At 69.3% G+C, this 10,985-nt stretch carries 10 protein-coding genes; 8 read left to right on the top strand and 2 right to left on the bottom strand.

Translation table 11 applies throughout. The features are described 5' to 3' along the window. The first annotated feature begins 294 nt into the window (after positions 1–294). The 3 genes from CU044_RS31150 to CU044_RS31140 are packed head-to-tail and all read left to right on the top strand — an operon-like array spanning position 295 to position 4,375. A complete protein-coding gene (locus CU044_RS31150; RefSeq protein ID WP_129772078.1) occupies positions 295–2,142 on the top strand; it encodes a 1-deoxy-D-xylulose-5-phosphate synthase in 1,848 nt (615 codons plus the stop codon). Beyond that, positions 2,139–3,287: a flavodoxin-dependent (E)-4-hydroxy-3-methylbut-2-enyl-diphosphate synthase gene (gene ispG, locus CU044_RS31145; RefSeq protein ID WP_129772077.1), complete on the top strand. Its 1,149-nt coding sequence runs from the start codon at positions 2,139–2,141 to the stop codon at positions 3,285–3,287. The genes CU044_RS31150 and ispG overlap by 4 nt, the downstream gene beginning before the upstream one ends. Continuing rightward, positions 3,284–4,375, top strand: coding sequence for a polyprenyl synthetase family protein (locus CU044_RS31140; protein WP_240045963.1), 1,092 nt, complete (start codon positions 3,284–3,286; stop codon positions 4,373–4,375). The genes ispG and CU044_RS31140 overlap by 4 nt, the downstream gene beginning before the upstream one ends. Before the next feature lie 51 nt (positions 4,376–4,426). Here the strand turns inward: CU044_RS31140 and CU044_RS31135 are convergent, their stop codons facing one another. Beyond that, on the bottom strand, positions 4,427–5,509 hold the full coding sequence (locus CU044_RS31135; protein ID WP_129772076.1) for an epoxide hydrolase family protein: 1,083 nt from the start codon (positions 5,507–5,509) through the stop codon (positions 4,427–4,429). 114 nt (positions 5,510–5,623) lie between these two features. Between CU044_RS31135 and CU044_RS31130 the strand changes: the two genes are divergently transcribed. Next, positions 5,624–6,097 (top strand): MarR family winged helix-turn-helix transcriptional regulator, encoded by a 474-nt coding sequence (locus CU044_RS31130; RefSeq protein WP_129772075.1) that lies wholly within the window; start codon positions 5,624–5,626, stop codon positions 6,095–6,097. Positions 6,098–6,423: 326 nt separating this feature from the next. Continuing rightward, positions 6,424–7,665, top strand: a complete 1,242-nt coding sequence (locus tag CU044_RS31125) for a PP2C family protein-serine/threonine phosphatase (protein ID WP_129772074.1) — start codon at positions 6,424–6,426, stop codon at positions 7,663–7,665. A gap of 32 nt (positions 7,666–7,697) precedes the next feature. Here the strand turns inward: CU044_RS31125 and CU044_RS31120 are convergent, their stop codons facing one another. After that, positions 7,698–8,525 carry an alpha/beta hydrolase gene (locus CU044_RS31120; RefSeq protein ID WP_129772073.1) on the bottom strand — a complete coding sequence of 276 codons (828 nt, stop codon included), beginning with the start codon at positions 8,523–8,525 and terminating at the stop codon, positions 7,698–7,700. Between the two features lie 273 nt (positions 8,526–8,798). Here CU044_RS31120 and CU044_RS31115 point away from each other — a divergent pair, with 273 nt between their 5' ends. The 3 genes from CU044_RS31115 to CU044_RS31105 all read left to right on the top strand — a co-directional run bounded on the left by CU044_RS31115 (position 8,799) and on the right by CU044_RS31105 (position 10,980). Beyond that, positions 8,799–9,488: a helix-turn-helix domain-containing protein gene (locus tag CU044_RS31115; protein WP_129772072.1), complete on the top strand. Its 690-nt coding sequence runs from the start codon at positions 8,799–8,801 to the stop codon at positions 9,486–9,488. Further along, entirely contained in the window at positions 9,485–10,222 is a 738-nt protein-coding gene (locus tag CU044_RS31110) for an SRPBCC domain-containing protein (RefSeq protein ID WP_129772071.1), read from the top strand. Before CU044_RS31115 ends, CU044_RS31110 begins: the two co-directional genes overlap by 4 nt. Before the next feature lie 185 nt (positions 10,223–10,407). Continuing rightward, the gene (locus CU044_RS31105) at positions 10,408–10,980 is read left to right on the top strand and encodes a dihydrofolate reductase family protein (RefSeq protein ID WP_129772070.1); all 573 of its coding nucleotides are present in this window, start codon (positions 10,408–10,410) and stop codon (positions 10,978–10,980) included. Positions 10,981–10,985 lie beyond the last annotated feature (5 nt).

Here is a 10,985-nt window from a genome sequence, read left to right as displayed (position 1 = left end):
CGTCAGGTCGAGTCGCCGGTCTGAAGTGTTCCGCCGCTGCCGGGGTCGCCCACGCGCGCGGTCAGTCGGTGAGCACGGCCACCGCGGGGCGTGAAGGCCGGTTGCGGGGAGTCCCGGCTGCGCTGTGGCGCACTTCGTAGGTCGTGGCAGCCCTCGCGCGCTGGTCATATGCCACCTGTACACGCGGGGGACCTATGACCTCATGCTGTCAGGAGCATGCCCAGCATGGTCGCCCGTCCCGGGTCTGCGCGGAACCTCGTTCGTCCCCAGCCCCCGGGTGAAAGGCACACACCCATGGTCACCACCGCCGCACCCCACACCCTCCAGTCGTCCGGACCGGCGGGCCGGCTCCTGGAATCGGTCGCCACGCCTCGCGACGTCCGCCGCCTGCCGGCGGCCCGGCTGGGGCAACTCGCCGCGGAGATCCGGGACTTCCTGATCGACAAGGTGACCGCGACGGGCGGCCATCTCGGTTCGAACCTCGGGGTGGTGGAGCTGACGCTGGCGGTGCACCGGGTCTTCGACGTCGAAGCCGGCGACGTCGTCCTGTTCGACACCGGGCATCAGGCGTACGTCCACAAGCTGCTGACCGGCCGCCGCGAGGATTTCGACGGCCTGCGGCAGGCGGGCGGCTTGTCCGGATACCCCTCACGGGCCGAATCCCCGCATGACTGGATCGAGAACTCCCACGCCTCCACCGCCCTGTCCTACGCCGACGGCATCGCCAAGGCCCGCCTCTTGTCCGGAGACACGGGGTGCGTCGTGGCAGTGGTGGGAGACGGCGCTCTGACCGGCGGCATGGCCTGGGAGGCGTTGAACAACCTCGGCGCCGCGCAGGAGCGTCCGGTGATCGTGGTCCTCAACGACAACGGGCGGTCCTACGCCCCCACGACCGGCGGCATCGCGACACATCTCGCGGAGTTGCGGGCCGGAGGCGAGGCGGCGGTGTGCCGCAATGTGTTCACCGGCCTGGGGCTCGCGTACGTCGGCCCGGTGGACGGCCACGACACCGAGGCGCTGGGGAAGACGCTGGTCCGGGCGAGAGCGTTGCGCCGTCCCGTGGTGGTGCACGCGGTCACGGCCAAGGGCAGAGGCCACACGCCGGCCGAAGAGGACGCGGCGGACCGGTTGCACGCGGTCGGGCCCTCCGTACCTTCCCCCGGTCCGGCGCGTCCGTCCTGGACCAGCGTGTTCTCCGAAGCGCTGGGAGAACTGGGTTCGGAGCGTACGGACTTGGTGGCGATCACGGCCGCGATGGGCGGGCCCACCGGTCTGGCCCCCTTCGGGGAGCGGTTCCCCGGCCGGTTCTTCGACGTGGGGATCGCCGAGCAGCACGCCGTGGCCTCCGCCGCGGGGATGGCGATGGCGGGCCTGCACCCGGTCGTCGCCGTCTATGCCACCTTCCTGAACCGGGCCTTCGACCAGGTGCTGATGGATGTCGCGTTGCACCGGTTGGCGGTGACGTTCGTCCTGGACCGGGCCGGCATCACCGGCCCCGATGGACCGTCGCATCACGGTATGTGGGATCCCGCGCTCCTGGCGGCCGTTCCCGGCCTGCGTCTGGCCGTCCCGCGCGACGCCGCGCAGCTGCGCGAGCTGCTGCGCGAAGCGGTCGGCCACCGGGACGGCCCGACCGCGGTGCGGTTCCCCAAAGCCACGGTCGGCGACAACATCGCGGCCCTGCGCAGAGAGGGCCCCGTCGACGTCCTGTCCGCCTCCGGGATCCGCGACGTCCTGCTCGTCGCTCACGGCCCACTCGCCGGTCCGTGCCTGGAGGCGGCCGCGGCCCTGACCACGCGGGGCGTCGGGGTCACGGTCGCCGACCCCCGCTGGGGGCTCCCCATCGCGCCCGAACTCCTGCACCTGGCGTCCACGCACCGGCTCGTCGTCACCGTCGAGGACAGCCTGCGCGCCAACGGCGCCGGCGGTCTCCTGTCCCAAGCGGTACGCGATCACGCCGTCACCACGCCTGTGCACACCCTCGGTCTGCCCACCGCGTTCCTCCCCCACGGTGGCCGCGACCCCCTCCTCACCGAAGCGGGCCTGAGCACCGCCCAGATCATCCACGCCGTGCTGCGCGCCCGCGCGGGCAAACCGCTGTACACCCCCCACGTCCCTGCTCCCGACGGGAACCGCCGATGACCGCCGTCGATCTCCCCAGCCCCGCCCTGCCCGGCCGACGCCCCACCACGGAAGCCCGCCCTTCACCGGAACCGGTGCGCCGCCCCACGCGGCAGATCCAGGTGGGCGGCGTCGCCGTCGGTGGAGGCGCACCGATCACGGTGCAGACGATGACCACCACCCCGACCGCCGACGTGGACGCCACCCTGCGGCAGATCGCCGAAGTCACCGCCGCGGGCTGCGACATCATCCGGGTGGCCGTGCCCTCGCAGGACGACGCCGACGTCCTTCCCCGGATCGTGGCGAAGTCTCCGATCCCGGTGATCGCGGACATCCACTTCCAGCCCCGCTATGTCTTCCAGGCCATCGACGCCGGCTGCGCCGCGGTCCGCGTGAATCCCGGCAACATCAAGAAGTTCGACGACAAGATCGCCGAGATCTCCCTCGCCGCCACGGCCGCTGGAGTGCCGATCCGTATCGGTGTCAACGCCGGCTCCCTCGATCCGCGGCTCCTCGCCAAACACGGGAAGGCCACCCCCGAAGCGCTGGTGGAGTCCGCGCTGTGGGAGTGCGGTCTGTTCGAGGAACACGGCTTCCAGGAACTGAAGATCGCGGTGAAGCACCACGACCCGCTCACGGTCATCGCCGCCTACCGGCAGCTCGCCGAACGGTGTGACTACCCGCTGCACCTGGGCGTCACCGAAGCGGGCACCGCGATGCAGGGATCGATCAAGACAGCGGTCGCGTTCGGGATCCTCCTCAGCGAGGGCATCGGCGACACCATCCGTGTCTCCCTGTCCACCGACCCGGTCGAACAGGTCAAGGCCGGCTGCCACATCCTGTCCTCACTCGGACTGCGCCCGCGCAAACTGGAGATCGTCTCCTGCCCCGGCTGCGGCAGGCTGCAAGTCGACATCCACAAACTGGCCGCGCAGGTCGAGGCGGCCTTCGACGGCTTCCCCCACCCCTTGCGCATCGCGGTCATGGGCTGCGTCGTCAACGGGCCCGGCGAATCCCGCGAGGCCGACCTCGGCGTCTCGTCCGGCAATGGCAAGGGCCAGATCTTCGCCCAGGGCAAAGCCATCCGCACCGTCCCCGAGAGCCGGATCGTCGAAGCCCTCCTGGAAGAGGCCCTGAAACTCACCGACCTGGGAGGTACCCCGTGATCGCCGCGACGACGTCATATTCGTCCCTGGATCCCGAACGCGTACCCGCGGTCGTCGAGACGCTGCTGTACGAGTTCCTCGACGAGCAGACCCGCAACGCGACCGACCTGCCCGAGATCACCCTGTTCACCACCCTGTTACGCGACATGATCGCCGCCGGAGGCAAACGGATCCGGCCCGTGCTGTGCGTCCTCGGCTGGCAGGCGGTGAGCGACCGGCCGCCGTCGCCGGCGCTCTGGCGGGTGGCGGCCTCACTGGAACTGTTCCACCTCTTCGCGCTGATCCACGACGACATCATGGACGCCTCGGAGACCCGGCGGGGAAAACCCACCGCTCACCGCTGTCTCGCCGCTCGCCACCCGGAACGGGACGACGCCGACACCCTCGGCATCAACGCCGCGATCCTCCTGGGCGACCTCGCACTGGGCTGGTCCTACGAACTCCTCTGCCCCACCGATCCCTGCCACGCCGACGGGCATCTCGGCCGGGCCTGGCCCCTGCTCAACACCCTGCGCACCGAAACTCTCGTCGGACAGTACCTCGACCTCGTCAACGCGGGACCGGCCTTCCCCGCCCTCCCCGACCCCCGTACGGCGCGGCGCGTCATCCGCTACAAGACGGCCAAGTACACCTGCGAGCGCCCCTTGCAGCTCGGTGCGCACCTCGCCGGAGCCGACCCGACGCTGCTCGCGGCACTGTCCGCGTACGCCCTGCCGCTGGGCGAGGCGTTCCAGCTGCGCGACGACCTGCTGGGCGTGTACGGAGCACCCGAGCGCACCGGAAAGTCCGTCCTGGACGACTTCCGCGAAGGCAAACACACCGTACTGGCCGCCACCGCGTTCCAGCGCGCCACTCCAGCACAGGCACGGGTCCTGCACGACGGCCTCGGCAACCAGGCCCTCACTTCCACCCAGGCCTCGGAGATGCGCCAGGTCCTCACCGACACCGGGGCGCGGGCCACCGTCGAGAACCTGATCAGTGAACGATACGAGCAAGCGCTGGCCGCCCTCCACCACGCACCCCTCCGGCCCGCGGCCGTCACCGTTCTGAGGACCATGGCGACCGCCGTGGTCACCCGAACCTCCTGACCCATGGCTCGCGTAAAGGGACCGTCGTGTCCTGACCGACAACAGCTGGGCCTACGTGAGGTGGGTGAGGAAGAAGTCCCGGACGTCCTCGGCGAGCAGCTCCGGCACCTCCATCGCGGCGAAGTGGCCGCCGCGCTCGAACTCCGACCAGTGCCTGATGTCGTACAGCCGCTCGGCCAGCGGTCGCACCGACTGCGTGATGTCGTGCGCGAACACCGCCACGCCGACCGGTACCGGGCACGGCTCGATCCGCCGCGGGGTCTCGCGGTGCAGTCGCGCCGAGGAAGCCGCGGTGGCGGTCAGCCAGTACAGCGAGATGTCGGTGAGCATACGCTCGTCACTGATCTGCGAGCGAGGGTCCGTCCACTGTGCGAAGCGCTCGGCGATCCAGGCCAGTTGGCCGACCGGCGAGTCGGTCAGCGCGTAGCCGATGGTCTGTGGGGTGCTGGCCTGCAGAGCCTGGTACGGCGGACGATTCGCCATCAGCTGTCTGACCTTGTCCAGCCGGGCCTCATCCGTTTCGGACAGTTCGATGCCGGCGTCCGGCACCGGCCGGGTCGGCAGGTAGTTGACATGTACCCCGACGACCCGCTCGGGTGCCACCGCGCCGAGCGCCGTGGAGATGCCCGAGCCGAAGTCGCCGCCCTGCGCGCCGTAGCGCCCGTACCCGAGACGGCGCATCAGCTCGGCCCAGGCCCGCGCGACCCGGGTGATGTCCCAGCCGCGCTCGTGGGTCGGACCGGAGAAGCCGTACCCCGGGATGGACGGAATCACCAGGTGGAAGTCGCGCGACAGTGGCTCGATCACGTCGAGGAACTCCAGGAACGAACCGGGCCAGCCGTGGGTGAGGATCAGCGCGAGCGCGTCCGGTTTCGGTGAGCGGACGTGGACGAAGTGGATGTTCTGGCCATCGATCTCGGTGGTGAAGTGCGGAAGCCCGTTGAGCCTGGCCTCGTGCTCGCGCCAGTCGTAGCCGGTGCGCCAGTGCTCGGCCAGTTCCTTGAGCCGCGCCAGCGGGAAGCCGTAGTCCCATCCGGCGTCGCCGACCTCGTTGGGCCAACGGGTACGGGAGAGCCGGTCGTTCAGGTCGTCGAGGTCGGCCTGGGGGATGTCGATACGGAACGGTTCGATCATGGTCTCAACTCCGGAGGGTTTCATTCGTCGCCTAAACGTTTGTGCCACCAACGTTTGCTCGACCAACGATACCCGTAATCGTTGATGCGTCCAACGATTAGTTAGACTTGCCCCATGCCATCCGAGGAGACGCCCGCGAAGTGGGAGGGCCTGCCCAGCTGGCTGCTCACCCAGACCGCCCACCACGCGCACCGCCTGGTGGCCGACGGGTTCTCGTCCGTCCGCGCCCGCGGCTACCACTACCGTCTGCTGGCGACGCTGGAGGCGTTCGGCCCGGCCAGCCAGGCCGCGCTGAGCCGCGGGAGCGGTATCCATGTCAGCGACATGGTCGCGACGATCAACGAGCTCGCCGATCGCAAACTGGTCGAGCGCACCCCGGACCCCGTCGATCGGCGGCGCAACATCATCTCGTTGACCGCAGCGGGCAAGCGGCAGCTGCGACGACTGGAGAAGCGGCTCGACGAGTCCCAGGACGAGCTGCTGGCCCCGCTGTCACCCGAGGAGCGACAGCGGTTGACGGAACTGCTGTCCAGGCTGTTGGACCACCACAACCGCCGAACAGGCACCGCCGAAGAGCCGTGGAGCTGAGTGCCCGACCCGGTCGACGAGTCCGACTCCCGCGACTCCAACGCCTCGGGCGAGCTCCCGCCGAAGACCGGACGGACCGCACGACGGTCCCGCGCGCCCCGTGAGCTGCCCGTCGGTCACTCGTTCGGGGGTGCAGTCCCGTCGGCCGACGCTCGTTGAACAGGTATGACCACTGCGTTCGCGCCGTTCCAGCCCGCCCCGGCCCCCGCCTTCCACCGGACCAGTGCCCCGCCGGGTCGCCCGGCGACCGTTTCAAGGACACGACCGCCCACTGAATTCCCCTGCCGCGGTACGACATGCCGCGGTACGAAGGGACGCGGGCAGCGATGACCGAAGGCGTCCAGAGGCCGGGCACGTTCGGGGTGGACCGGTCGGAGGGGTTCGGCGAGCGGTTGCTGGGTGTGCTGCTGGACCGCGCGCACGAGATGCCGCCGCAGTTGATCGCCCCGCTCGTCGCGGAAGAAGTGGCCAGGGTCGGCGGCCGGGATCTGTCGATCCTCTTGCAGGACTACGAACAGATGCTGATGGTGCCGCTGCCGGGCCGAGGGCTGACGGTCGGTGACCCGGAGCCGGTCGAGGGCTCGCCCGCGGGCGAAGCGTTCCTGCGGCGCAGAACGGTGGAGGTGCCGGGGGAGGGCGCGGTGCGGATGTATCTGCCGTTGCTCGACGGCAGTGACCAGATCGGGGCGATGGCCGTCACCCTGGACAGCGTCGATGACGACGACCGGCGGCTGCTGCGCAGACTCGCCGGTCTGGTCGCCGACATGATCGTCACCAAGGACGCCTACACCGATCTGTTCTTCCAGGCCCGTCGCAGGGCCCCGATGAGCGTGGCCGCCGAGATCCAGTGGTCGTTGCTGCCTCCGCTGTCGATGACCGTTCCGCAGGTTGAGGTGGCCGGGATCCTGGAGCCCGCCTACGACGTGGCCGGCGACAGTTTCGACTACGCCCTCAACGGCGACATCCTGCATGTTGCCATGATCGACGCGATGGGCCACGGTCTGGACGCGGCGACCATGGCGACGGTGGCCATCGGCGCCTACCGCCACACGCGACGGGCCAACACCGGCCTGTCCCAGGTGTACGCGTTCATGGACAAGGCCATCAACGAGCAGTTCGGCCATGACCACTTCGTCACCGCGCAGATGATGTGCCTGAACATCGGCACGGGCCGGCTGCAGTGGGTCAACGCCGGCCACCCGGCGCCGCTGCTGATCCGTGACGGCGCCGTGGTGGACCGGCTGGAGAGCCCGACGACCTTGCCGGTCGGCTTCGGTGGTGAGCAGCCGAAAGTGACCGAGCGGGTGCTGCGCCCCGGAGACCGGCTGCTGTGTTTCACCGACGGTCTGATCGAGGAGCACCAGGCCGGCGGGGAACAGTTCGGGGAGGAACAGCTCATCGAGTGGACCAACCGCGTCGTCCGTGAGCAGACCGCGGTGCGGGCGGTGGTGCGCGCGCTCTCCCATGCTCTGAAACAGGAACGAGGCGGCACCACCAGCGACGACGCGACCATGTTCCTCATCGAGTGGCGCGGAGGCGACGCCGACCATCTCGCCGTTCTGGACTGAGCCGGCAACCACCCCGTCCAGATACGTGAGAGTCAGCTCCGCGCGAAGTCGAGCAGGTCCTTGTTGAACTGCTCGGCGTATACGGGGACCATCGACAGGCCGTGGGGGGCTCCGGGATAGACCTTGAAGGTCGCGTCCTTGACCAACGTGGACGACTTGTTCCCGGAGGCGACGATCGGGACGATCTGGTCGTCGTCGCCCTGCGCGATCAGAGTGGGTACATCGATTCTCTTCAGATCTTCGGTGAGGTCGGTCTCGGAGAACGCCTTGACGCAGTCGTAGGCGCCCTTGATACCCACCGACATCGCCCAGAGCCAGAACTCGTCACGAGTCCCCTGCGTGACGGTCGATCCGTCGCGGTTCGCGCCGTAGAAAGCGGCGCTGAGGTCCTTGTAGAACTGCGAGCGGTCCTTGGCGACGCCGGCTCGGATTTCGTCGAAGACCTCGATCGGAAGTCCTTCGGGGTTCGCGTCCGTTTTCAGCATCAGCGGTGGGATCGCACTGAGCAGTACGGCCTTGGCGACCCGGCCGGAACCGTATGTGCCGAGGTAGCGGGTGACCTCGCCGCCGCCGGTCGAATGGCCGACCAGGACGGCGTCGCGCAGGTCGAGGGCCTCGATGAGTGACGCCAGGTCGTCGGCGTACGTGTCGAGGTTGTTTCCGTCCCAGGTCTGGCCGGAGCGTCCGCCCCCGCGCCGGTCATGGGCAATCGCGCGGAAACCGTTGTCCGCCATGAGTTTCAGTTGCGGATCCCACGCGTCGGCGGTCAGTGGCCAGCCGTGGGAGAACACCACGGGCCGGCCGGATCCCCAGTCTTTGTAGAAGATTTCCGTTCCGTCTTTGGCGGTAATGAAAGGCATGCTGCGGTTCCTTTTCTCACTGGTCCGGAACGCCCTGCGTAGGCCGATGAGCAGCGCCTGACACCTCTCCGCGCACATGACCGCGAGGCGCGGGGCTTTCGTTTCAGGCTGGCAGTCGCGCAGGGGATCGGCAACCGGTAGGCGGGCGCTCGCGGCCTGGCCCGAGCGGCCAGGCCGGCGCCGGCGGCAGTGCCGGCGGCAGCTCCAGTGTCAGGGCGTACCGACAAGAAAATCTGTCTTGACAAAATCTTTCGTCGGTCGGATCCTGGACCGGTGCTGGATGTCGCTGTGATCGAAGAACCCGCCGCGGCCGAGGCGTCCTTGGATCCGATACGGTCCCGGATCCTCGCCGCCCTGGCCGAGCCCGGCTCGGCCGCCATGCTGGCCGTCCGCCTGGGGCTGCCCAGGCAGAAGGCCAACTACCACCTCAAGGAACTGGAGCGACACGGGCTGGTCGAGCTCGCCGAGGAACGCCGCAAGGGCAGCATCACCGAACGGGTCTACCGCGCCACCGCCGCTTCCTATGTGATCTCTCCCAGCGCCCTGGCGGCCGTCAGCCCCGATCCTTCCCGGTCTCCCGACCAGCTCTCCGCCCGCTGGCTGCTGGCGCTGGGTTCCCGGCTGGTGCAGGAGGTCGGCACACTGCTGACCGGCGCCGCTCGGGCGAAGCGGCGCATCGCCACCTTCGGTATCGACGCCGAGGTGCGGTTCGCCTCCGCGGCCGACCGGACGGCCTTCGCCGACGAACTGGCCCAGGCGGTGGCGGCCCTTGTCGGCCGCTACCACGACGAGTCCGCCCCGGGAGGCCGGAATCACCGAGTGGTGGCCGGCCTCCACCAGATCCCCGCACCACAGCCCGGCGGCCCTGAGGAGAGTGCGTCCGGCCCGCGACAGCGGTCCGGGGGAACATCCGGGGCAACACGCGAGACCGAACCCGAGGCAAGACAGGAAAACGCACCATGACGCATCCGTTCGAGATCGAGCTGGAGACGATCCTCCCGGCGAGCCCGGAACAGGTCTGGGAGGCGATCGCGACAGGTCCGGGGATCGACTCCTGGTTCATGGGCCGCAACGAGGTGGAATCGCATGAGGGCGGCATCGCCGCCATGAGCACCGGAGGCCACCGGGAGGAGGCGGTGATCACCGCCTACGAGCCCGGCGAACGCTTCGCCACCCGCACGCCCGCCGCCGAGGACGGCCGGTTCATGGCCTTCGAGTACCTGATCGAGGGGCGGGACGGCGCCGGCACCGTCCTCCGCGTCGTCCACAGCGGCCTGCTCGGTGACGACTGGCAGGACGAGTACGATGCCCTGCGCCGTGGCTGGCCCTTCCACCTCCACACACTCCGCGAGTACCTGACGCACTTTCCCGGACGCGTCGGCGTTCCCGTCTTCGTCGTCGCGCCCACAGGCGGGCGGCCGGAGCGGGAGATCAGAGCGGCACTCATCCGTGGACTGTCGCTGCCGGAGCCTGTCATCGTGGGAGCGCGGGCGCATGCCGAGCCGGCCGGCCTGCCGCCGCTGGACGGCGAAGTGGTCTGGTCCGACGACGAGCGCGTGGAGGTCCGCACCAGCGACGGGCTCTACACCTTCCATCACGGCTCCGGCGTGGCGCTGATGTTCCACCACCTGTTCGGGCCGGACACGGAGCAGGCCGAGGCCGCCTGGCAGCAGTGGCTGACCGGACTCCTCGGCTGACCTCAGCAGGCTGACGCCCTCCGTACGGGCCGGGCCGCCCGTCCGCGGGATCCGCACCAGTTCCCGATACCACCGGAAGACCTGCCTCACAGGTTCTCCGGGATGCAGCATCGTCAGGTCCCTGCCGCCTCCGACATGGCCGAAGCGGCAGCGGGCAATCGCACACACGACACCAAGGAAATCTCATGCGCACCCTGATCAGCACCGCCTTCATCTCACTCGACGGCGTCGTGGAGGCCCCTGGTGGCGAACCGGGCTACCGCAACTCCGGATGGACCTTCAAGAACGTCGAGTTCGTCCCCGAGGCCTTCGAAATCAAGGGGCGGGAGCAGGAGGAGTCCACCGCGCTCCTGCTGGGCCGGGTCAGCTACGAGGCGTTCAGCCCGGTGTGGCCGGACATGGCGGAATTCGCCGACTACAAGACGATGCCGAAGTACGTCGTCTCCACCACCCTCACCGACGACGACCTGGTCCCGAACTGGGGCGAGACCACGATCCTGCGCTCGCTCGACGAGGTCGCCGCCCTGAAGGAGACCGAGGGAGGCCCGATCATCGTGCACGGCAGCGCCTCCCTCAACCACGCCCTGTCCGACGCGGGCCTGATCGACCGCTACCACCTGCTCGTCTTCCCGCTGCTCCTCGGCGCGGGCAAGCGCCTGTTCAGCACCACGGACAAGGACACCCAGAACCTGAAGCTGGTGGAGTACGAGGCGTACGCCAACGGCCTGCAGAAGAACGTCTTCGACGTCGTCCGCTGACACGT

The sequence above is a fragment of the Streptomyces sp. L-9-10 genome, from assembly GCF_004151105.1.
In the GTDB taxonomy this organism is placed as follows: Bacteria; Actinomycetota; Actinomycetes; order Streptomycetales; family Streptomycetaceae; genus Streptomyces.
The sequence above is the reverse complement of the archived record's forward strand: the minus strand, read 5'-3'. Positions and strand labels throughout refer to the sequence as shown.

Coding starts and splice junctions, on each gene's coding strand:
- CU044_RS31150 (WP_129772078.1), top strand. CDS start 295: ATGGTCACCACCGCCGCACCCCACACCCTCCAGTCGTCCGGACCGGCG.
- ispG (WP_129772077.1), top strand. CDS start 2,139: ATGACCGCCGTCGATCTCCCCAGCCCCGCCCTGCCCGGCCGACGCCCC.
- CU044_RS31135 (WP_129772076.1), bottom strand. CDS start 5,509: ATGATCGAACCGTTCCGTATCGACATCCCCCAGGCCGACCTCGACGAC.
- CU044_RS31130 (WP_129772075.1), top strand. CDS start 5,624: ATGCCATCCGAGGAGACGCCCGCGAAGTGGGAGGGCCTGCCCAGCTGG.
- CU044_RS31125 (WP_129772074.1), top strand. CDS start 6,424: ATGACCGAAGGCGTCCAGAGGCCGGGCACGTTCGGGGTGGACCGGTCG.
- CU044_RS31120 (WP_129772073.1), bottom strand. CDS start 8,525: ATGCCTTTCATTACCGCCAAAGACGGAACGGAAATCTTCTACAAAGAC.
- CU044_RS31110 (WP_129772071.1), top strand. CDS start 9,485: ATGACGCATCCGTTCGAGATCGAGCTGGAGACGATCCTCCCGGCGAGC.
- CU044_RS31105 (WP_129772070.1), top strand. CDS start 10,408: ATGCGCACCCTGATCAGCACCGCCTTCATCTCACTCGACGGCGTCGTG.